The organism is Candidatus Izemoplasmatales bacterium (assembly GCA_041649275.1).
GTDB lineage: Bacteria > Bacillota_I > Bacilli_A > Izemoplasmatales > Hujiaoplasmataceae > UBA12489.
The window spans coordinates 1-21,805 of the sequence record JBAZNL010000014.1 but is presented as its reverse complement, the minus strand read 5'-3'; the positions used below and the strand labels follow the sequence as shown (position 1 = coordinate 21,805).

The following is a 21,805-nucleotide window of genomic DNA, read 5'->3' as shown; positions in this document are numbered from 1 at the left end:
GAATCTCCTTTTCATGTCTATCCCACCGCTTTTTGGCTTGCATATAAAGCGCTTTCATTGTATAATGGTGATGGTCAAGCGGAGGTAGACGAGTCGCCCTCCCGAAACGTCGAATCCGATCAAGAACAAATGTCTCGAAAGGTGGACTTTTTCTAAGCATTCCATCGGTCACCCCAGCATTTGTTTTTTTTCTGTCTGCCGGAACCAACTCGCCTAAAGGCGAAATACAATAGAAAAGAAAGTACGAGGAGAAAGCATGTTCAACAGCGGTTATCTCAACAGGGTCTTCACGGATGTCAAGAAGCGTTACGGCGACCAACCGGAGTTCATCCAGGCGGTCGAGGAGTTCTTCGGATCGATGGACGTCCTCGTCGACAAGGAACCCAACATCGAGAAGTATTCGGTCATGGAGCGCATCGTCGAACCCGAGCGCGTCATCAAGTTCCGCGTCACCTGGACCGGCGACGACGGCAAGATCCGCGTTGCCCGGGCGATGCGCGTCCAGTTCAACTCGGCGATCGGCCCGTACAAGGGTGGCATCCGCTTCGCCCCGAACGTCAACGAATCCATCTGCAAGTTCCTCGGCTTCGAACAGACCTTCAAGAACTCGCTGACGGGTCTGCCGATGGGCGGCGCCAAGGGCGGCGCCGACTTCGACCCCTCCGGCAAGTCCGATCAGGAGATCATGACCTTCTGCCAGTCCTTCATGTCCGAGCTCTGGCAGCACATCGGTCCGAACGAGGACGTCCCCGCAGGCGACCTCGGCGTCGGCGCCCGGGAGATCGGCTACATGTTCGGCTTCTACAAGAAGATGAACCGCGAGTGGAACGGCGTCTTCACCTCGAAGGGCATCGCCTCCGGCGGCTCGCTCGGACGGAGCGAAGCCACCGGCTACGGCGTCTGCTACTTCGCCGAGGAGATGCTTCGGGCATATCGAAACGATACCTTCAAGAACAAGCGCGTGATCATCTCCGGCGCCGGCAAGGTCGGCTGGATGGCCGCCCAGAAGGCGACCGAACTGGGCGCGAAGGTCGTCGCCATGTCCGACATGGCGGGCGTCATCCACGACGAGAACGGCATCGACCTCGAACTCCTCAGGAACCTCTCGAAGACGAATTCCGTCGTCATGGACAAGTATCGCCTGACCCATCCGGAGGCCGTCTTCAACCCCGACACGAAGTCGATCTGGACGATCCCCTGCGACATCGCCATGCCGTGCGCGACCCAAAACGAGATCTATCTGCCGAGCGCGGAAGCCCTCGTCAGGAACGGCTGCTGGATGGTCGTCGAGGGCGCGAACATGCCGACGACGCTCGACGCGACCAACTACCTCCTCACCCACGGCGTCCTCTTCGCCCCGGGCAAGGCCGCGAACGCCGGCGGCGTCGCCGTCTCCGGCCTCGAGATGACGCAGAACGCGATGCATCTGAACTGGACCTTCGAAGAGGTCGACGCGAAGCTGCACGAGATCATGGCGGGCATCTTCAAGAAGGCCGACGAGGCCGCGATGAAGTACACCGGCACGCACAACCTCGTCGCCGGCGCGAACATCGCCGGGTTCCTCAAGGTCTACCAGGCGATGCTCGAGCAGGGAACCCTCTGACAAGGAGGGATCCCGATGAGCGCCGTCAAGCCCCCCCGCATCCTGTTGCCCCGCGAGGGCACCGACCTGACCCGCTGGGCGGTCGTCGCCTGCGACCAGTTCACCTCCGAACCGGAATACTGGCATAATCTCGAACGGTACGTCGGACCCGCCCCCTCGACCCTCCAGATGATCCTCCCCGAGGCCTTCCTCGAGGACCATCCGCTGGAGCGGATCGCCCGGATCGACAAGACGATGGAACTCTACCTCGAGCACGGCGTCTTCCGCGATCTCGGCGAATGCTTCATCCTGCTCGACCGCAGGACCCCCTACAAGGAGCGCCGCCTCGGCCTCGTGGTCGCGGTCGACCTCGACCAGTACTCCCCCGACCCCGACAACGAATCGCTCGTCTGCGGCACCGAGAAGACGGTCGCATCCCGGATCCCGCCGCGCGTCAAGATCCGCGAGGACGCGCCCCTCGAACTGCCGCACGTGATGCTCCTGATGGACGATCCGGAATCCCGGATCATCGAGCGTCTCTTCGAACGGCGGAACGAATTCCCGAAGGTCTACGACTTCGACCTGAACATGGGCGGCGGCCACGTCACCGGCTACATGATCAAAGACACCGCGTCCGTGATCAAAGAACTCGATCGGTTGATCGTCCCGCACCGCTTCCAGTTCGCCGTCGGCGACGGGAACCATTCCCTCGCCGCCGCCAAGGCGTGCTGGGAGAAGATCAAGCCGACGCTTTCCGGCATCGAACTGCTCGAGCATCCCGCCCGCTACGCGATGGCGGAGCTCGAGAACATCTACGACCAGGGACTCCAGTTCGAACCGATCCACCGCGTCGTCTTCAACGCCACCGAGGACTTCATGGAAGGGCTCTACGACCTCGAACGGGGAGACGCCTTCTGCCTCACCTACACCAAGAAGGGCGGCTCGAAGCCGTTCTACCTGCCCGAATCCGCCCCCGAGGCGGTGAAGCTGATCCAGGAGTACGTCGACGCCTACGTGAAGAAGAATCCCTTCGCCCACGTCGACTACGTCCACGGGATCGAGAACCTGAAGGCCGTCTGCCAGACGGACGAATTCGCCGTCGGGATCACGCTCCCGCCGATGAACAAGAGAGACCTCGTCGAGTACGTCTCGAAGGAGGGCGTCCTGCCCCGCAAGACGTTCTCGATGGGCGAAGCCACCGAGAAGCGCTACTACCTGGAATGCCGCAAGATCAAATGACGAAGGGAGAATGATCGAATGAAACGCATCTACAACTTTTCCGCCGGACCGGCGATGCTGCCGGAGGAGGTCCTCCGCGAAGCGGCGGAGGAAATGCTCGACTACCGCGGATGCGGGATGTCCGTGATGGAGATGTCCCACCGCTCGAAGGTCTACGAGGAGATCATCGCCGACGCCGAAAAAGATCTGAGGACCCTGCTCAACGTCCCGCAGAACTACCGGATCCTGTTCATCCAGGGCGGCGGCACCCAGCAGTTCGCGATGGTGCCGATGAACCTGGTGAAGAATGGCGTCTTCGACTACATCCTCACCGGCCACTGGTCGAAGAAGGCGGCCGAGGAGGCCGCGATGTACGGCACCGTACACATCGTCGCAACCTCCGCCGACAAGAACTTCTCGTACATGCCCGACGTCTCCGACCTCAAGCTCACGGACAACGCCGACTACCTCTACATGTGCGAGAACGAGACCATCGGCGGCTCGACGATGTACCGTCTCCCGGACGCCAAGGGACACGTGCTGGTGAACGACGCCTCGTCCAACTTCCTTTCCCATCCGCTCGACGTCTCGAAGTTCGGCCTGATCTTCGCCGGCGCGCAGAAGAACGTCGGCCCCGCCGGCGTCGTGATCGCGATCGTCCGCGAGGATCTGATCAGAGACGACGTCCGTCCCGGCACGCCGATCATGCTCAAGTACAAGACCTTCGCCGACAACGGCTCGATGTACAACACCCCGCCCTGCTACGCCATCTACATCTGCGGGAAGGTCTTCAAGTGGCTGCTCTCGATCGGCGGCCTCGAGGAGATGCAGAAGCGGAACGAAAAGAAGGCCAAGCTGCTCTACGACGCGATCGATTCCTCGAAACTCTTCAAGGGCATCGTCGCGAAACCCGACCGCTCGCTCATGAACGTCACCTTCACCACCGGCTCCGAGGAACTCGACGCCCGCTTCGCCAAGGAAGCCAAGGCGGCCGGCTACGACAACCTCAAGGGCCACCGCTCCGTCGGCGGCCTGCGCGCCTCCATCTACAACGCGATGCCATACGCGGGCGTCGAGGCGCTCGTCGGCTTCATGAAGCAATTCGAAGCCGCCAATCCGGTGAAGTGAGATGAAGGTCCTCGCCCTGAACCAGATCTCGCCGGTCGGCCTGAACCGCCTGCCCGCGGGGTATGAAACGACCAAGGATCTGAACGACGCCGACCTGATCCTCGTCCGTAGCGCCGTGATGCACGAGATGGCCCTTCCGAAGCGGGTCCTCGCCGTCGCCCGCGCCGGCGCCGGCGTGAACAACATCCCGCTCGACGTCTATGCCAAGCAGGGCGTCGTCGTCTTCAACACCCCGGGCGCGAACGCCAACGCCGTCAAGGAACTCGTCATCGCCGGCATGCTCCTCGCGACCCGCGACATCTTCGGCGGGATCGCCTGGGTCAAGGCGAACCAGACCGATCCGGAGATCGCGAAGACCGTCGAGAAGGCGAAGGCCGCCTATGGCGGCACCGAGATCCTCGGGAAGACGATCGGCGTCATCGGCCTCGGCGCCGTCGGCTACATGGTCGCGAACGCAGCCCATGCCCTCGGGATGAAGGTCGTCGGCTACGACGCCTTCCTCTCCGAAGCGCTCCGCTCGAAGCTCCATCCCGACGTCGCGATCGCGAAATCGCTCGAGGAGCTCTTCTCCCAGGCCGACTTCCTCACCCTCCACGTCCCGGCGCTGCCGGAGACGAAGTACATGGTGAACGCGAAGACCATCGCGATGATGAAGGACGGCGTCGTCGTCCTCAACTTCGCGAGGGACGTCCTCGTCGACGACATGGCGATGAAGGCCGCGATCGAAAGCAAGAAAGTCCGCAAATACGTCACCGACTTCCCGAACCCGGCGTCCGCGGCGATGGACGGCGTGATCGCGATCCCGCATCTCGGCGCCTCCACCGAGGAAGCCGAGGACAACTGCGCGGCGATGGCCGTCGACCAGCTCGTCCACTTCGTGAAGACCGGATCGATCCAAAACTCGGTCAACCATCCGAACGTCGAATTCGGACCCAAGGTCCGCGACGTCAGAGTCCTGATCCACCACAACGCGTCGGTCTCGGGCGAGACCCTCGACCGCATCCTGAGCGGGATGCGCGTGACGAAGGTCAAGGGCGAGATCGGCTACACCGCGATCGACGTGCCCTCCGCCGACGAAGGCATCCTGTCGGCCCTCGAGGCCGTCCCCGGGGTCGCGAGGGTCCGGAGCATCTGAAACCGAATCCGGAATCCGGTCGTCATGGTCAAAGTCAAACAAGCAGGCGGATGAGCGCTCATCCGCCTGCTTTTTTTGACGATCGAGTGCATCGGACGAACAATGACGACCGACGTGTGACCGTCATCGACGCGACGACCGCCACGGGTTTCGGGCTTCTCGGGATCGGACGCGGATGCAAACGTCGTGAAAAGATCGGAGAAGACGATTTTCATCTTCATCTATCCAGCGCGCCGAATCCGTGGTAAAATCAATCATCAATGAGTCGGATCGCGGCTTCCATCGTTTCTTGGACGCCGGACGATCGGCGCATCCCGCCAGATCGCGATCCGACGCGTCCATGCATCTTCACGACAGACACCATGACGGAGGCAGAGACCCATGCCACAAACCGCAAGACGGATCCTCGCAATCACACTCACCTTCGCAGCCCTCGCCTTTGCGACCGGCTGCGGGATCGAACGGACGACGGCCGTGACGACGACCTCGACCGTGACGACGACCTCGGCCGTGACGTCGACGACGACCTTCACCGGCACGACCGGCGTGTCCACGAGCGTCGCCTTCTTCGAGGCCCCGTCGTTCCTCGGGATCGCCGTCACCCCCTCGGAGCCGCCGACGGCGGCCTCATGGGGAAACGGCACGATCGCAGGCGATCCGTTCGGGACGGACGATCCCGGCAACGTGGGTGACGTCGTCGAAAGCCTGTACGGGGCGGAGCCCCTCCCCGACCGCGACCTGTACCTGCGGCCGGACACGGAGTACAGGATCACGATCCGACTGGCGAATCCCGATCTTTTCGACATCGCGTCGGTGACGCTCGACGGGGTCGTCGTCACTGCGGACGCGTTCGCGGAGGGTTCCACCGCCACGGAGGTCGTCATCTCCTTCCATTCCGGTTTCGAACCGGGATTCCGGACGATCGTCCTGGAGGACGTCTCCTACGGATTCGAAGCGGAGATCCGGCACGTCACCCTTCCCGACGAACCCTCCCTGACGGTCGGGATCCTCGCCGTGGACGCACCGACCATGACCCTTTCGGAACTTGAGACGACGTCGACCACCGTGTCGATGAACGTCGACGTCGCGGATCCCGACCTCACGGCCGTGTTCCGCTACGCCGCCCTTTACGACGGGACCGACGGCACCTTCTATCCCGTCGAACTGGAACTCGGGCAAAACGTAGTCCTGTTCGAGGACCTTCGCCCGGGTACCCGCTACCAGCTTCTGCTCTTCTCCGGCTGCGATCCGTTCGCGGACCAGAGCCTGCGCTTCGCCTATCATGTGAACGAATTGCTCGTCACCGACCTCCCATACGCATGGGTGGATGAATCCGTGACCCATGCGGGCATCGCGGCCGACCTCGTCCTCGCGGATCCGACGTACGAAGGAACCCTCGTCCGGGTCGAGCTCCATCGGGAAGGTCTCCGGGTTGCGACCGCGGCCGATCCGCTCCATCCCTCCTTCGCCGATCTGCTTTCGGGGACCGCGTATTCTCTCGTGGCGACTGCGGTCCAGGACGTGCACGGGGTCGGTTCGACCGAGGTCGTCGCGCTGGAAACCGCGTTTGCGACGACGACGAACGCCGTCCCATCGATCGCGTTCGGCGACCATGAGGCGAGTGCCGGTTCCATCGCGTTCGCGATGAGCGCGGACGACCCCGACGCCGTGGGGGATTGGCTGGTTGCCTCGATCTACGACGAAGGGGCCTACGTGGCGAGCGCGGCCGACCTGAACGCGCCCGTCTTCGACGGACTGCTTTCGGATCACGCGTACGAGATCCGCATCGTCTACCATTACGACCTCGGGGACGGACTGGGAACGAGGATCGTCACCGCATCCATGAAGGTCCGCACGATGGCGAATCCGGCGCCCGAGGCCGCGCTCGCGGACATAGTGGTCACGACGGAGACGCTATCCTTCGCCGTCGCCCTATCCGATCCCGCCGGCATCGGCCGGATCGCGACCGTGGAACTCCGGGATGCGGGGGGATTCATCTCCGCGCTCGATCCTCTGGCCGTTTCGCACCTTCTCGAAGGGCTTGCGTCCGGCCACGAGTATCGGATCGCCGTCGGCGTCGAGGCCGACTTCGGCGACGGCCGGGGCATCCGGACGATCGAAAACGAGTTCATCGTGAGGACGGAGGCGAAGGCAGCCCCGGTCGCGTCGCTTCAGGGAAATCCCGAAATCTTCGGCTTTTCGCTCGCCTGGTCCGACCCCGAAGGGACCGGCGAGGTCCTTGGCGCGGGGCTCTATCTCGGCGACGTCCTGATCGCCGAGCTGTCGGCCGACCTTCGGACCGATGTCCTGCTGGCCTCGGATACCTCGTATACGGCGCGGGTCCGGTACCGCTACGACCTGAACGACGGCGCCGACTGGCATTACGTCGAACTGGAGGCGGAAAGCCGTACGCCCGTCCACGCCGTCCCGACGGTCGCCGTCACCGACATCGCCGCGGGAACCACCGACGTGACGTTCTCGCCGCAGGTGACGGATCCGAATTCGACAGTCAAGTCGATCGAGATCTCCCTGGTCCTGGGCACGGAGACGATCGCCGTCCTCGTCGATCCCGAACATCGATTCTCGGGACTCCTCACGGATACCGAATACCAGATCCGCGTCAGTTGCACCTACGATCTCCGCGACGGGATCGGCGATCGCCAGATGGTCTCCGATTCGACCTTCCGTACCGCGGCGCTGGCGGCTCCGACGATCGCAGTCGGATCCCTGGAGGCTTCGCCGGAACACGTCGAGTTCACCCTCACGGAAACCGATCCAGACAGCCTCGGGAGCATCGTCGCGATCGATCTCAAGAGCGGCGGCGTCATCGTCGCCTCGCTCGCAAACCTCGCCACGCGGCGTTTCCTGGGTCTCTCGCAGTCGACCGACTACGTCCTGTCGATCACGTACCGGTACGACCTGAACGACGGCGCCGGGGAGCGTCTTTCGCATGTGGACGCCCCGTTCGCGACGCTGCCGTACCCGGTGCCGACCACAATCTGGAATGAAGTCCAGGTGGAATACGAGGAGATCTACCTGATGCTCAGGATCAACGACCCCTATGGCATCGCCACCCTCCTCGGCGTCTCCGCCTATCGGGATTCGACGCTCGTCGAGGAGTTCGACGTCGAGTGGGGGACCGACTTCTATTTGAACGGTCTCTTGTCGAACACCGATTATCGCTTCGAAGCGAGGATCCAGTACGACCTGCAGGACGGGTCGGGGGTCCATGTCGTCACCCTGGAGAAGACCGTCCGGACCAAGGCTCGCTCCATGCCCTTGGCCATCATCCGGCCGGTGGTCGAGGGATTCACGTTCGTCGTGCTCGAAGTCGAGATCGTCGATGAAGACGCCGTCATGACGAGGGCGAGTCTGTTGATCTCCGCGACGTCGCTCTACCCGGACAACGTCATCACATCCGATGGAGGAATCTATGTCGCCGAGAACCTGGTCGAAGGAGTGGACCTCACGGTCACCGTGAGGATCTACTACGACCTGGGCGACGGTTACGGCGAAAGACACCGCGACTACACCGTGATGATCCGCCGATAGCCGGGATGCGGGAGGCCGGATGGAGCCCCGGGGGCTCTGCGCCCGCCGCATCCCCGATCACGATCCCCCGTTGACCACCGATTGAAAAAAGCATGGCCTGCGGTCCGAGTGGCGGACCGCAGGCCATGCTTTCGTTTGAATCGGATTAATCCAGGAATCGCTTCAGGCGCGCAAGCAGTCCGTCGAACGGGATCGTTTCGAGGGATTCGACGCCCGCGAGGGTCGTGGTCGCCTCGACCGCGTCGCCTTCCGACCGTTCGACCTGCAGGACGTCGCCGTTCTTCCTCGTCAGGACGAAGAACCAGTCGGTCGGATCGTCCCCGAGGCGCCCGACCAGGAACGCGAGGTCTTCCCCGTCGACGGCGACCGGCTTGTCCGAGGTGCGGACGAAACCTGCCCGCTTCGCCTCGCCGTAGAGCGTCCCCGCGGGCTCCGTTTTCGGACGGGAGGGGAAGAACGTTTCCTCTTCCTTTCCGACGGGCTGGCGGCGCTTCTGGAAGTCGAGGATCAGCCTTCCCTTGTAGGTGAGCGTGCCGAAGTCGCCGTCATGGTACCTGAGCCAGTCCTTCTTCTTGAGCTTGAAGCGGACGGTCTTCCCGTCCTTGAGCGCGAATTCGACGTAGGAGCTCGATACCTCGAAGCCGCCGGCCGAGTCGACCGTTCCGGACGAAAAGTTCTCGTTTCTGACGGCGTGGTCGGACATCGTCCGAAGGACCGTCGCGGTCGTGCGGATTTCCGGAGCGTCGCGCTGGATCTTCGCCTGCTTCATCGTGACGGCGACGGCCGCGCCGATCGCGACGAAGGCGATCACGACCGCGGCGAGGGCGATGATGACGATGGTGTCTCCCATGATGGATTCCTCCCGTATGTCATTTGGAAAACAGGAACACGATGTCGCCCGACACGTAGCGGAGTCCCGTGAAGTTCCCCGTGACCTCGTAGGCGTCGGTGGTCCCTCCGAAGCTGAGATAGAGGACGTAGACGTCGGGCGAGGTCTCGACGAGCTCCCAGGTGCCGGAGATCGTATTCGTATAGCCGCTCTCGATGACGGTGTACTGCTCGACGAAGGTGCCGTTCTCGGCGACGTCGATGTGATGGTTGTACACGAAGGTGAGTCCGTCGCTTCGGCTCACGAAATCGTAGCGGCCGACGACGGTCGCGGCGCACGGATTCGCCGGACCGGCGTCGTAATCGACCGCGAAGCGTTGGAAGTCGGAGTAGAACAGGTCGCCGACGTCATCCTGGATCTCCGCGAGGATCCCGAAGTCGTTCTCGCCGTCCTCGATCGGGATCTCGAAGTAGACGTAACCGTCGTCGTTCGGCAGGTAGGGTCCCTCGACGACCTCGTCCCCGCGGTAGAGCGTGTAGACGGCATCGGGGTGGCCGGCGGTCGCCGCGACCACGATCGTGTCCTGCAGTTCGCACGGCATCGTGGCGTTGTAGGAGACGCCGAGCGTCACCGAGTCCGAAAGCGCGGTCCATTCCTGCCGGTCGGGGTCGGCGTCGTACGCCGACAGGTATTCGAAGGCCAGGGTCGGGAAGTCGTCCTCGCCGACGGTGCCGGAAAGCATCCGGTCGTATTCGGCGGCGATCGCGTCCATGTCGATCAACGCCGACCGGCCGACGAAGACGATCTCGTCGTACTGAAGCGCGCCGTCGTCGGCGATCGCGCGGGCGTTGTCGCCGGACGAATAGGGAAGGAAATGGAGCGGCAGGAACGTCTCCGCGAACTCGACGGTGCGGTCCGCCATCCCCGGATAGTTGGGGTCGGCGACGTAGATCAGGTTCTGTTCGAGGCGGTAGGCGAGGATCGCGTGGCCGCTGATGCGGTTGTCCAGCTCGTCGTGGGCGTAGATCGCCATCAGCTGCGGTTCGCCGGTGACGAGCATCGCGTAGCCGAAGGCGTAGAAGACGAGTTCGTCGCCGCGGTCGCCGAGGGCGATGTATTCGTGGAAGGCGTCGGCGTTGAAGTCGAGCCGGGACTGGACGACGCTCGCGAAGCGGTAGGCGTCCGCGTCGTCGACCCAGAGTCCCGGCGTGGATCCGCGGCCGTCGTTGTCGAAGCGTCCGTAGAGCGCGGGATCGCCCGCCCCGAGCTTCCGTTCGGAATAGTACCAGGCCATCGTGAGCGCCTGGCCGGCGCAGTGGCCGCCGGGGGCGAGGAAGGACCCGTAATTCGTGAATTGCCAGTCGTCGACGCCCGGCCGGAAGCCGGTGTCGGCGGCGTCGGGCGCGCTCGTCAGCCGCCGCAGTTCGGCGATCGCGATCTTGGCGACGACGACTTCGGAGAAGTGGTTCGTGAGGACGGTGATCGAAGTCGGCGTCAGGTCCTTGATGGGCATCGCCTCGAGCGTCCCCGTCGCCTCTTCGTAGAAGAACCCCATCGCGAACTCGTCCTCGGCGATCTCGATCGGGATCGTGAGGGTCATCGGCGCGGCCGCGAAGCCGCCGCCGTTGTCGACCTCGATCAGCGGCGTGATCGGCGTGAATTCCGCGCCGAAGTCGTGCTCGAGGATCTCCCGCGTCGAGACGACGACGTCGAGCGGATCCTCGTAGGCGTCCCCGGGGACGGACAGGACCATCCCGTCGACGGCGGACCCGTCCGCGTCGATCGTGATCGCGCCGCCGCCGTCGGGAATCGTCTCTTCGCCGACGACGAGCGCGTCGCCGAGCGTCAGGCCGGGATCGCCGCCGGGAGGACCGATCAGCGCGAGGATGACGATGAGGAGCAAAAGCGTACCCGCGACGGCCGCGGCTGCGATCCGGTTGCGCCGGACCGAGAAGAAGCGGGTCAGGTGCGGCTTCGCCTTCGTCCATAAAAAAACCGCCAGTCGAACAAGACGCCGGACGGCGCCTATGATCCACTGGGCGATCTTCTTCAGGATGTTCAGGACGGCGGCGCCGAAGCCGGCGATCTTGCTGCCGGTCGGCTGCTGGCAATGGGGACAGGTGCGTTGGTAGACAGGAACTTCTTGACCGCAATTCGTGCATTTCATGGGACAACCTCCGCATTCAAGTTGGACTCGTATTCTGGGTTTGCATGGGATGTTGGGGGTTGGTCTCTAGGAGACGTCGGATGCATTCATCTTAGGGGACTTGAGGATGATTGTCAAGATGGTTTCATGAAAGAGCGGAATAATGGATTCCCGTCGGCGAGCAAGATCCGGACCGGAAGAAACCGTCGGAACATGCGGAAATCGAGCCCAAACACCCATATTTTTCCCTCATTTCCGAGATTGGGTTTACAATCCCGGAGCCGATGTGATATAAGTAGACCATATTGCGACGTCTTCCGATGAAGACGATCCCCCAAGGAGGCCCAAGAAGCATGAGACTGAAGCATCTCGTCATCGCCTGCATCGCGTTCTTCGCCCTGTTCCTGTCGGCGTGTTCCGGCAGCGGAAACACCGCCGCGTTCCTGAAGACCATGGAGGACGTCGGGTACGTCTTCGAGATCCGGGACGAGGACAGCACCGCATACTACGAGCACGACATCGTCAACGTGCCGTACGAACTCGACGTCGACGTGATCGAACTGTACGTCGGATACGTCGACGGATCCGCCCGGTGGGCCGAAGTGGTGGTCCTGAAGACCGTCGGGGAAGCCGAGCAGTACAAGGCGAAGCTCGATCTCGAGGCGACCGCCGGTCGCTTCGTCATCCAGGAGGAGAACATCGTCCTCATCACCTTCTCACCGGAGACCAACGCCCTCTTCGTCTGCAGCGACAAGACCTGTTGAGGCGGATGCCGCGCGCCGCGACGCGGTCTCATCCCGCGGGGTGAAACCGCGACGGCGCATCCGCGTTCGCGCAGAAGGAATTTGCTTGCTTTTTGCCATGAGAAAGGATAAAATAGATTCGTGACTGAATGGAGGGTTAATCATGGCGAATACACCGAGAACGCAAGTGATCCTGGTTTGCTCGGAGTGCAAGGAGCAGAACTATTTCCTGGACAAGAACAAGAAGCTCCATCCCGACCGGATGGAACTGAACAAGTACTGCCCGACTTGCAAGAAGCAGACGGTTCACCGCGAGAAGAAGTAGCCTCCGGTCAGCCTCTCTTTCTCCCGAAAGAAGGATCTCCAAGGTCGTCCGAAACGGACGACCTTTTGCTTTGACCCGGCGGGTTTGGGCGTCGGTTCGATTTCACGCGCGGATGCTTCCTTTCCGTGCGCGCCGGTGATATAATGGTGCGCGTGGGTCGAACAGGGACGGGATTTCCATCCTGGAATCGCCCCGATACGCACAGACAACACGATCTGACAGGCTTCACGCACCGGAGGACATCATGAAGGACATTCTGATCGGCGTCGACATCGGCGGCACCGCGATCAAGATCGGCAAGTTCGACCTGCAGGGCGAACTGCTGCATAAATGGGAAATCCCCACCGACCGGACGGACAAGGGTTCACGGATTCTCTCCGACGTCCATCGTTCGATTACCGAACAAACCGACTGGGACGACGTCCGGGGCATCGGCTTCGGCGTCCCCGGGCCCGTCGTCGACAGCGTCGTCCTCGCCTGCGTGAACCTCGGCTGGAAACACGTCGATGTGGCGAAGGAGTTTTCCGCCCTGCTTGGCCGCGCGGACGTCTTCGTCCGGGCGTCGAACGACGCCAACGTCGCCTGCTCGGGCGAGGTCTTCCGAGGCGCCGCCGTCGGGAAGAAAAACGTCGCGATGTTCACCCTCGGCACCGGCGTCGGCGGCGGGATCATGGTCGACGGCACCCTCGTCGACGGGAAGAACGGCGCCGGCGGCGAACTCGGCCACCTCGTCGTCGACTTCGACCACCGCCTCCCCTGCAACTGCGGGAAGCACGGATGCCTCGAGACCGTCGCCTCCGCGACCGGGATCGTGAACCTCGCGAAACTGCACCTTTCCCAAAGCGACCGGGAATCGTCCCTCCGGCATTTTTCCGACTTCTCCGCGAAGCGCGTCTTCGACTGCGCCAAGGCCGGCGACGGGATCGCGATGCGGGTCGTCGACGAGGCGGCCGATTACCTCGGCCGCGTCACCGCGGGGGTGATGCTCTCGCTCAACCCCGAGATCGTCGTCTTCGGCGGCGGCGTCGCAAACGCCGGCCGTTTCCTCCTCGACCGCATCGCCATCAAGGCGGACGAATACTCCGCCCCCTTCGCCAAGGACACGCCGATCGTCGGCGCGCTGCTCGGAAACGACGCCGGCATCTACGGCGCCGCCTACCTCGTCCGATGAGGCCGCTTCGCATCGCCGACCCCGCGTTCGGCCAGAACGCCTACATCCTGAAGGACGGATCCGAGGCGATCGTCATCGATCCCGGCTTCAACGGCGCCGCGATCCTGAAATGGCTTACGGATAACGATTGCCGCCTCGCGGCGGTCCTGCTCACCCACGGGCACTACGACCACATCCGCGATCTGCGCCTGCTTCAGAAGACGCTTTCGTTTCCGCTCTATGTCCATCCCCTCGACCTGCCGTTTCTGTCCGACGATGCGAAGAGCGGGGCGACCTTCTTCGGCGGGTCGTTCCGGCTGCGCGGAAACCAGGAGGTCCGTCTCTACGCCGACGGCGACGACGTGCCGTTCGGGAAGGGGACGATCCGGGTGATCCACACGCCGGGACATACGCCGGGAAGCGTCTGCCTGCTTGTCGGCGACGACCTCTTCACGGGCGACACGCTGTTTCGGGGCGACCTCGGCAGAACCGACCTCGAGGGCGGTTCGAACCGCGACCTCGAGGTCTCGATCGGCAGACTCTTCAAGGCGGCGAAGGATTCCGCGATCGTCCGTCCCGGGCATGACGACCCCACGACCCTCGGCGCCGAGCGGAGGGACAATCCCGCCGTCGTCCGCATCCTCAAGAACCGTTCCTGACCGGAACGATTCTTTCATTTCGGGACGAATTCCCGCGGAACCGATGGAAAACCCTTTCCATCCTTGTTATAATGATACTAATCGGATTCCATCGACGATCCGGGGAAGGGCGGGAGGACCATGAGCGCATCCTTGATGGCATTGCTTCGGAACGCGATCCTCTTGTTCGCGCTCGTCTTCGTCTACGGCATCGTCAACTTCCGCATGCTGAAGCGCCGCCTGATCGGCGAAATCGTCACCGGCCTGATCGTCGGCGCGTTCGCGATCCTCGTGATCATGAACCCCTGGGAGATGGAATCCGGCCTCATCTTCGACGCCCGGAGCGTCCTGCTTTCGGTCTCCTCCGCCTTCTTCGGCTGGATCCCGGCGGTCATCGCCGGCGCGATCGCGGCCGCGTACCGCATCTGGCTCGGCGGCGACGGCGTCTACGCCGGCGTCCTCACCGTCGTCGTGTCGGTCGCGATGGGCCTGCTCTGGCAGAGGTTCCGTTCCCATCGAAAGGGCATCCGCTACGGCTACGAGTTCCTCGCCTTTGGCTTTTTGAACCACGTCCTCGTGATCGGCTGTCAGCTCGCGATCCCGTGGCCGAAGGCCTTCACCGTCATCGGAAACATCTGGCTGCCGTTCCTCGTCTTCTATCCGATCCTGACGGCGATCCTCGCGCTCGCGCTCCAGAACCAGCGCGTCCGCAACCTCCAGGCCGACCAGATCCGACGCGACCAGATCCTGCTTCGCGCCGTCATCGAGAGCCCGAAAGGGATGGCCGCGATGGCGGTCGACCGCGAGTACCGTTTCCTCGTCTTCAACACCGATTACCGCCGCATCTTCGAAAAGCTCTTCGGATGCACGCCGAGGGTCGGCACGAGCGTGGTTGATCTGTTTCCGAGCGACGAGCTGCGCTCCGCGATCAAACTCGACATCGACCGCGCGCTGGCGGGAGAGTCCTACCAGTCCCTCCGCCCGGCGTTTGCCGAAACGCTCTGGTTCGAGGCGCTGTGGAGCCCCATCCACGACGGGGGCGGCGAGATCATCGGCGCCACGCAGTTCTTCCAGGACGTCACCGAACGCATCAAGAAGGACGAGGAGATCCTCTACCTGTCGCGCCACGATCCGCTCACCGGGCTGCGGAATCGCCGCGCCTATTCCGAAGAACTGAAGCGGCCGGCGGAGACGTTCGACTTCCCGGTGACGGTCGTGATGGCCGACATCAACGGCCTCAAGATCACGAACGACGCCTTCGGCCACGCCGCCGGCGACCAACTGCTCCTCAAGATCACCGAAACCTTCATGACTCGGTTCCGCGAGAAGGACCGCATCTACCGCATCGGCGGCGACGAGTTCGTCGTCTTCCTCGAAGGCACCGAACGCGAGGCCGCCGAGGACATCGTCGACGCCATCAAGGCGGAATTCGAGAGGACGACGCTGTTCGGCCTTTCCGTCTCGGTCTCTTTCGGGATCGACACGAACAGGGACGGCACCGACCTCCTCGAATCCGTGAAGCTCGCGGAAATCGAGATGTACGACCACAAGCTGGTCGAGATCTCGTCGAACCGCGGCGAGGCGATCAAGACGATCCTTTCCACCCTCCGCCTCAAGAACCCGCGCGAGGACGTGCATTCGCACCGCGTCGCCGAGTACTGCCAGATGATCGGCGAGGGACTCCGGATGCGCCGCGAACAGGTAGCCGTCCTGAAGATGATCGGAAACCTCCACGACATCGGGAAGATCGCGATCGAGGAGAGCGTCCTGAACAAGAACGGACCCCTCACGGCCGAGGAATGGGGCGTCGTCCGCCGCCATCCCGAAATCGGCTATCGCATCCTCGCCTCCTCCACCGAATACGCCGACATCGCCGAAGACATCCTCGCCCACCACGAACGCTGGGACGGGAAGGGATATCCGAAGGGCCTCCGGGGGGAACAGATCCCGCTCCGGGCCCGCATCATCGCCGTCGCCGACACCTTCGAGGCGATGACGGCCGACCGGCCGTATCGCGCCGCGGTGACGCCCGAGAAGGCGCTCGCCGAGATCAAGCGCTGTTCGGGCACGCAGTTCGATCCCGACATCGCGGAACTCTTCATCGCCGAGTACACGCGGCGGAACATGAAGGAACCGGAACCGACCGATTCGGAACCGATGGAATGAAAAAGCCGGGACCATCCCGGCTCGACGACACCCCGCAAGGGGTGTTTTGTTTTTTCAATAACCGTTCACGAGGAACAGCACGGCGGTGATCACGACGATGAAGACGACGCAGATCGCCGTATAGATCTTGAGGTAGGTCTTCCCCTGGTCGGGGAAGTCCCTGAGAACGAACTTGAGGGTGATCAGCGAGGCGAGCGAGCCGAGCACGGTGCCCATCGAGCCGACGTTCACGCCCTGCAGGAGCGGCCGCCAGAAGGCGCTGTCGGTGAAGGTTGAAAGCAGGATCGAGGCGGGGACGTTACTGATGAACTGGCTCGTGACCAGGCCGGTGAAGTAGACCGAAGCGTCGGTGTTCAGGTACCGTCCGACGAAATCCTTCACCTGCGTCAGCTGGGACATGTTCCCGGTGAAGATGAAGAACGAGAAGAATGTGAGAAGAAGGGTGTAGTCGACCTTCTTGAACAGATGGCTCGCGAAGGGCGCGATCAGGCCGAGGGTGACGACGAGGGCGATCCATTCGTGTCCCTCGAAGACCCGAAGGACGCAGAGCAGGGCGTTCGCGAAGACCGTCGCATAGAGCGCGAGGCGCTTCCACGCGACCTTCGGGGAGACCGTGATCGGGTGGCACGGGGTGTTCGGGATCAGGACGAGCGTCGTCGCGATCAGGAGGACGAAGCCGGTGATCGTGATCGGCGCCATCGAGGCGATGAAGGTCGAGAACGGGATCCCGTAGAAGGAATAAAGATAGATGTTCTGCGGGTCGCCCATCGGCGTCAGGGCCGATCCCATGTTGGCGGCGATCGTCTGCAGGATCACGATCAGGAGGGCATGCTTCTGCTGACCCGTCTGCTTCGTCACGAAGAGCGTGAACGGCACGAGCGTGAGCAGGACGGCGTCGTTCGTGACCCACATCCCGAGGGCGAAGGTGGCGACCACGATCACGAGCGCGATCCACTTGATCGAGTAGAACTTCGAGACGAGGTTGATCGCCACGAAGCTGAAGAAGTTTGCTTCGTAGAGGCCGGCGACGGCGGTCATGAGCGAGAACATGATCACGAGCACGCGGTAGTTCGAGGAGACGTAGGAGGAGTATCCGGGATTCGGCGGGATGAAGAAGCACGAAACGACCGCCATCGCGAAGGCGATCAGAAAGACTTTGTCTTTCCAGAAGAAACGAAGGATGTTCCTGAAGACGGTTTTGGCGTTCATCGGCGACCTCGCGTGATTCCCATCCCATTATACATCGGGCGCCGGAAAATACAAGATGCCCCCATTGACGGCCGGTCGAAGGCTTCACAACAATTTCACATTTCCGTTAGCACTCCGCGCTTGACTTTGCTAATGCGCGCGTGTATAATGATGTTAGCAATCCGGGAAACGGAGTGCCAAAGGGGCGAGAACGTGCTCAACGAACGTCAGGAACTGGTCTTGAAACTCATCGTCGAAGAGTACGTGAAGTCCGCCGAACCGGTCGGCTCGCGCACCCTTTCGAAGCAGATGGACGTCTCCCCGGCGACGATCCGAAACGAGATGTCCGACCTCGAGGACCTCGGTTTCCTCGAGAAGACCCACACCTCCTCGGGACGCGTCCCCTCGGAGAAGGGCTACCGCTACTACATCGAGACGATCCTCAAGAACGTCGAGATGGAGAACGGCGACTTCACGAAGTTCGACGACCTCTTCGAGAACCGCGAGATCGAGCGCGAGGACGTCATCAAGGAAGCGATCAGCCTGCTTTCCCAGGCGACCAACTGCACCGCGATCGCGCTCGGCCCGAACGCCTACAACTCGCGCGTCAAGAAGGTCCAACTGATCCCGCTCAGGGAAACCAGCGCGCTGATCCTCGTGATCACCAACATGGGCTACGTCGAATCCAAGCAGATCGCCGTGAGCGAGGACATGGAGATGTCCGAACTCGTCAAGGTGATCGACCTGTTGAACGAACTGCTCGTCGACACTCCGATCTCGCAGGTCTCCGAGAAGCTGCACTACGAGATCGAGCGCCAGAAGATCAAGGAGCTGCTCAAGTACCGCGAGACGATCGTCGACTCCTTCATCGAGGCGTTCTCCAAGTTCGCCCAGACGAAGTACTACCTCACCGGCCAGTCGAACATGCTCTACCAGCCGGAATTCAACGACATCCAGAAGCTGCGCGAGTTCCTGAACACGATCGAGAACAACGAGATCTTCAAGATCGTCGAGACCGACACCGACGGCGTTTCCGTCAAGATCGGCCACGAGAACACCGTCACGGCGATGCGCGACTGCACCGTCGTCTCCGCCAACTACGAGACCGAGGGCGGCGAGAAGGGCACGATCTCCGTGGTCGGCCCGACGCGCATGGAGTACCGCAAGGTGATCACCCTGATCAAGTACCTCTCGCGCCATCTGACCAAACTCTACGAAGACAAGTAAAGGAGCATCACGATGAAAGACAAGGACAAGGACAAGAAGACCGACCCGGCCGCCGAGGCCAAGGCCGAAGCGCCCGAGAAAAAGGAAGAGGCCAAGAAGCCGGAACCGAAGACGGTTCCCGCCGAGGACTTCGACAAGGTCACCGACGAGCTCCTCGAACTCAAGGACAAGTACCTCCGGATGCTCGCGGAGACCGACAACTTCAAGAAACGCAACGCCGAGGAACTGAAGCGCGAGAAGCAATACGCCTCCCAGCCCGTCGCCGACAAGCTGATCGACGCCCTCGAGATCTTCGACCAGGCGCTCTCGGTCCCGACCGAGGATCCCCAGTTCAAGAACTTCCTCTACGGATTCAAGATGATCAAGGACATGATCATGAACGTGCTCGTCGAGGAAGGCGTCAAGCCGATCCCGATGAAGGCCGGCGACCCGTTCGACCCGAACGTCGCCCACGCGATCGACACCTCGCACGATCCCGACCTCCCCGAGGACGTCGTCCTCAAGGTCGTGAAGAACGGCTACAGGTACAAGGATCGCCTCCTCCGGCCGGCGATGGTCCACGTGAACGTCAAGCCGAAGCCGGAACCCACCCCCGATACCCCGAACACCGAACAAGAGAAACCAGCGGAAAACATCGCTTAATGTGAGATAAGGAGAACATACTATGAAAAAAGTCATCGGCATCGACCTCGGCACCACCAACTCCTGCGTCGCCGTCATGGAGGGCACCGAAGTCAAGGTCATCACCAATCTCGACGGCAACCGCACCACCCCGTCCGTCGTCGCCTTCAAGGACGGCGAAGTCCAGGTCGGCGAAGTCGCCAAGCGCCAGGTCATCACCAACCCGAACACCGTCTACTCGATCAAGCGCAAGATGGGCACCAACGCCAAGGTCAACATCAACGGCAAGGAATACACGCCGCAGGAGATCAGCGCGATGATCCTCCGCAACCTCAAGGAATCGGCCGAGGCATACCTCGGCGAGAAGGTCACGGAAGCCGTCATCACCTGCCCCGCGTATTTCAACGACGCCCAGCGCCAGGCCACCAAGGACGCCGGCCGCATCGCCGGCCTCGACGTCAAGCGCATCATCAACGAACCGACCGCCTCGGCCCTCGCCTACGGCATCGACAAGAAGGACAAGCAGCAGACCGTCCTCGTCTACGACCTCGGCGGCGGCACCTTCGACGTCTCGATCCTCGAACTCGCCGACGGCACCTTCGAGGTCATCGCGACCTCGGGCGACAACCGCCTCGGCGGCGACGACTTCGACCAGCGGATCTCCGACTGGCTGATCGCCGAATTCAAGAAGGAGACCGGCGTCGACCTTTCGAACGACAAGATGGCGCTCCAGCGCCTCCGCGACGCCTCCGAGAAGGCGAAGAAGGAACTCTCGACGATCACCTCCTCCCAGATTTCCCTGCCCTTCATCTCGATGACGTCCTCCGGCCCCGTCCACCTCGAGAAGACCCTGACCCGCGCGAAGTTCAACGAACTCACCGCCGACCTCGTGCAGCGCACCGTCGACCCGGTGAAGCGCGCCCTCGCCGACGCCAAGATGGCGACGAAGGACATCGACCAGATCCTCCTCGTCGGCGGCATGACCCGCACGCCCGCCGTCCAGGACCTCGTCCGTCAGATCTTCGGCAAGGAACCGAACCGTTCGATCAACCCCGACGAGGTCGTCGCCATGGGCGCGGCGATCCAGGGCGCCGTCCTCACCGGCGACGTCAAGGACGTCCTGCTCCTCGACGTCACGCCGCTGTCCCTCGGCATCGAGACCCTCGGCGGCGTCTTCACGAAGCTGATCGACCGCAACACCACGATCCCGACCTCGAAGTCGCAGGTCTTCTCGACCGCGGCCGACAACCAGCCCGCCGTCGACATCCACGTCCTCCAGGGCGAGCGCTCGATGGCCAAGGACAACAAGACCCTCGGCCACTTCCAGCTGAACGACATCCCGCCGGCACCGCGCGGCGTGCCGCAGATCGAGGTCAAGTTCGACATCGACGCCAACGGCATCGTCAACGTCCACGCCAAGAACCTCGCCACCGGCAAGGCCAGCTCGATCACGATCACCTCGCAGACCTCGCTTTCCGAAGCCGAGATCGACAAGCTCGTCAAGGAAGCCGCGGCGAACGCCGAGGCCGACAAGGAGCGCCGCGAGGAGGCCGACCTCCGGAACGAGGCCGACCAGATGATCTTCATGACGAAGAAGGCCATCACCGACCTCGGCGACAAGGTCTCCGCGAAGGACAAGTCCGAAGCGGAAGACCGGATCAAGGACGTCGAGAAGGCGCTCAAGGGCGACGACGTCGACAAGATCAAAAAAGCCAAGGAAGCCCTCGAGAAATCCGCCCAGGCGCTTTCCCAGAAGGCCTACGAGGAAGCCTCCAAGCAGCAGCAGGAAGCCCAGGCCGACGACGCCAAGAAAAAAGGCGGCAACGGCAAGGACGGAAACGACGAAGGCGACCAGGTCTTCGACGCCGACTACAAGGAAGTCTGATCCAAGGTGAAAAGCGGTCCGCCGCTTTTCATCCCGTTTAGAAGGAGACCCCCATGGACAAACGCGACTACTACGAAGTGCTGGGCGTCGGCAAGCAGGCGACCGAGGACGAGATCAAGAAGGCGTACCGCACGCTCGCCAAGAAATACCATCCCGACGTCTCCACCGAAAAGGACGCGGAAGCCAAGTTCAAGGAAGTCCAGGAAGCCTACGAGGTCCTCTCCGACGGCGAGAAGCGGCAGAACTACGACCGTTTCGGCCACCAGTCGCAG

At 62.5% G+C, this 21,805-nt stretch carries 17 protein-coding genes; 14 read left to right on the top strand and 3 right to left on the bottom strand.

All coding sequences use genetic code 11. From position 1 onward, the window contains the following. Window positions 1-256 precede the first annotated feature (256 nt). The 5 genes from gdhA to WC509_07210 all read left to right on the top strand — a co-directional run bounded on the left by gdhA (window position 257) and on the right by WC509_07210 (window position 8,615). Window positions 257-1,603 carry an NADP-specific glutamate dehydrogenase gene (gene gdhA, locus WC509_07230; GenBank protein ID MFA5007244.1) on the top strand — a complete coding sequence of 449 codons (1,347 nt, stop codon included), beginning with the start codon at window positions 257-259 and terminating at the stop codon, window positions 1,601-1,603. A gap of 15 nt (window positions 1,604-1,618) precedes the next feature. Then, a complete protein-coding gene (locus tag WC509_07225; GenBank protein ID MFA5007243.1) occupies window positions 1,619-2,821 on the top strand; it encodes a DUF1015 domain-containing protein in 1,203 nt (400 codons plus the stop codon). An 18-nt stretch (window positions 2,822-2,839) separates the two neighbouring features. Next, a complete protein-coding gene (gene serC, locus WC509_07220; protein MFA5007242.1) occupies window positions 2,840-3,928 on the top strand; it encodes a 3-phosphoserine/phosphohydroxythreonine transaminase in 1,089 nt (362 codons plus the stop codon). 1 nt (window position 3,929) lies between these two features. Next, entirely contained in the window at window positions 3,930-5,063 is a 1,134-nt protein-coding gene (locus WC509_07215; GenBank protein ID MFA5007241.1) for a 3-phosphoglycerate dehydrogenase family protein, read from the top strand. A gap of 381 nt (window positions 5,064-5,444) precedes the next feature. Continuing rightward, a complete protein-coding gene (locus WC509_07210) occupies window positions 5,445-8,615 on the top strand; it encodes a hypothetical protein (protein ID MFA5007240.1) in 3,171 nt (1,056 codons plus the stop codon). Window positions 8,616-8,760: 145 nt separating this feature from the next. On the opposite strand, the gene WC509_07205 is transcribed toward WC509_07210, so the two are convergent. Then, window positions 8,761-9,465, bottom strand: a complete 705-nt coding sequence (locus tag WC509_07205) for a DUF2500 family protein (GenBank protein ID MFA5007239.1) — start codon at window positions 9,463-9,465, stop codon at window positions 8,761-8,763. A gap of 19 nt (window positions 9,466-9,484) precedes the next feature. After that, window positions 9,485-11,611 carry a zinc ribbon domain-containing protein gene (locus WC509_07200; GenBank protein ID MFA5007238.1) on the bottom strand — a complete coding sequence of 709 codons (2,127 nt, stop codon included), beginning with the start codon at window positions 11,609-11,611 and terminating at the stop codon, window positions 9,485-9,487. Between the two features lie 332 nt (window positions 11,612-11,943). Between WC509_07200 and WC509_07195 the strand changes: the two genes are divergently transcribed. The 5 genes from WC509_07195 (at window position 11,944) to WC509_07175 (ending at window position 16,612) form a co-directional block, all read left to right on the top strand. Continuing rightward, window positions 11,944-12,354 (top strand): hypothetical protein, encoded by a 411-nt coding sequence (locus WC509_07195; GenBank protein ID MFA5007237.1) that lies wholly within the window; start codon window positions 11,944-11,946, stop codon window positions 12,352-12,354. 142 nt (window positions 12,355-12,496) lie between these two features. Then, window positions 12,497-12,658 (top strand): 50S ribosomal protein L33, encoded by a 162-nt coding sequence (gene rpmG, locus WC509_07190; GenBank protein MFA5007236.1) that lies wholly within the window; start codon window positions 12,497-12,499, stop codon window positions 12,656-12,658. Between the two features lie 244 nt (window positions 12,659-12,902). After that, window positions 12,903-13,829 (top strand): ROK family glucokinase, encoded by a 927-nt coding sequence (locus WC509_07185; GenBank protein MFA5007235.1) that lies wholly within the window; start codon window positions 12,903-12,905, stop codon window positions 13,827-13,829. Then, window positions 13,826-14,467, top strand: coding sequence for an MBL fold metallo-hydrolase (locus WC509_07180; GenBank protein MFA5007234.1), 642 nt, complete (start codon window positions 13,826-13,828; stop codon window positions 14,465-14,467). The genes WC509_07185 and WC509_07180 overlap by 4 nt, the downstream gene beginning before the upstream one ends. Window positions 14,468-14,587: 120 nt before the next feature. Further along, entirely contained in the window at window positions 14,588-16,612 is a 2,025-nt protein-coding gene (locus tag WC509_07175) for an HD domain-containing phosphohydrolase (protein MFA5007233.1), read from the top strand. A 54-nt stretch (window positions 16,613-16,666) separates the two neighbouring features. On the opposite strand, the gene WC509_07170 is transcribed toward WC509_07175, so the two are convergent. After that, window positions 16,667-17,821 (bottom strand): SLC13 family permease, encoded by a 1,155-nt coding sequence (locus WC509_07170; GenBank protein MFA5007232.1) that lies wholly within the window; start codon window positions 17,819-17,821, stop codon window positions 16,667-16,669. Window positions 17,822-18,013: 192 nt separating this feature from the next. Here WC509_07170 and hrcA point away from each other — a divergent pair, with 192 nt between their 5' ends. From hrcA to WC509_07150, 4 genes are all read left to right on the top strand, one after another. Beyond that, window positions 18,014-19,027 carry a heat-inducible transcriptional repressor HrcA gene (hrcA, locus tag WC509_07165; GenBank protein MFA5007231.1) on the top strand — a complete coding sequence of 338 codons (1,014 nt, stop codon included), beginning with the start codon at window positions 18,014-18,016 and terminating at the stop codon, window positions 19,025-19,027. A gap of 12 nt (window positions 19,028-19,039) precedes the next feature. Further along, on the top strand, window positions 19,040-19,669 hold the full coding sequence (locus WC509_07160) for a nucleotide exchange factor GrpE (protein MFA5007230.1): 630 nt from the start codon (window positions 19,040-19,042) through the stop codon (window positions 19,667-19,669). A gap of 22 nt (window positions 19,670-19,691) precedes the next feature. Then, window positions 19,692-21,533 (top strand): molecular chaperone DnaK, encoded by a 1,842-nt coding sequence (dnaK, locus tag WC509_07155; protein MFA5007229.1) that lies wholly within the window; start codon window positions 19,692-19,694, stop codon window positions 21,531-21,533. Window positions 21,534-21,586: 53 nt separating this feature from the next. Beyond that, on the top strand, window positions 21,587-21,805 hold a 219-nt coding region (locus WC509_07150), incomplete at its 3' end, for a DnaJ domain-containing protein (GenBank protein ID MFA5007228.1).

What these genes read in the sequence shown, in the direction of transcription:
- WC509_07215 (MFA5007241.1), top strand. Translation starts at nt 3,930, where the DNA reads ATGAAGGTCCTCGCCCTGAACCAGATCTCGCCGGTCGGCCTGAACCGC.
- WC509_07170 (MFA5007232.1), bottom strand. Translation starts at nt 17,821, where the DNA reads ATGAACGCCAAAACCGTCTTCAGGAACATCCTTCGTTTCTTCTGGAAA.
- WC509_07185 (MFA5007235.1), top strand. Translation starts at nt 12,903, where the DNA reads ATGAAGGACATTCTGATCGGCGTCGACATCGGCGGCACCGCGATCAAG.
- gdhA (MFA5007244.1), top strand. Translation starts at nt 257, where the DNA reads ATGTTCAACAGCGGTTATCTCAACAGGGTCTTCACGGATGTCAAGAAG.
- rpmG (MFA5007236.1), top strand. Translation starts at nt 12,497, where the DNA reads ATGGCGAATACACCGAGAACGCAAGTGATCCTGGTTTGCTCGGAGTGC.
- WC509_07180 (MFA5007234.1), top strand. Translation starts at nt 13,826, where the DNA reads ATGAGGCCGCTTCGCATCGCCGACCCCGCGTTCGGCCAGAACGCCTAC.
- WC509_07175 (MFA5007233.1), top strand. Translation starts at nt 14,588, where the DNA reads ATGAGCGCATCCTTGATGGCATTGCTTCGGAACGCGATCCTCTTGTTC.
- WC509_07210 (MFA5007240.1), top strand. Translation starts at nt 5,445, where the DNA reads ATGCCACAAACCGCAAGACGGATCCTCGCAATCACACTCACCTTCGCA.
- dnaK (MFA5007229.1), top strand. Translation starts at nt 19,692, where the DNA reads ATGAAAAAAGTCATCGGCATCGACCTCGGCACCACCAACTCCTGCGTC.
- WC509_07200 (MFA5007238.1), bottom strand. Translation starts at nt 11,611, where the DNA reads ATGAAATGCACGAATTGCGGTCAAGAAGTTCCTGTCTACCAACGCACC.
- WC509_07195 (MFA5007237.1), top strand. Translation starts at nt 11,944, where the DNA reads ATGAGACTGAAGCATCTCGTCATCGCCTGCATCGCGTTCTTCGCCCTG.
- WC509_07205 (MFA5007239.1), bottom strand. Translation starts at nt 9,465, where the DNA reads ATGGGAGACACCATCGTCATCATCGCCCTCGCCGCGGTCGTGATCGCC.
- WC509_07160 (MFA5007230.1), top strand. Translation starts at nt 19,040, where the DNA reads ATGAAAGACAAGGACAAGGACAAGAAGACCGACCCGGCCGCCGAGGCC.
- WC509_07225 (MFA5007243.1), top strand. Translation starts at nt 1,619, where the DNA reads ATGAGCGCCGTCAAGCCCCCCCGCATCCTGTTGCCCCGCGAGGGCACC.
- serC (MFA5007242.1), top strand. Translation starts at nt 2,840, where the DNA reads ATGAAACGCATCTACAACTTTTCCGCCGGACCGGCGATGCTGCCGGAG.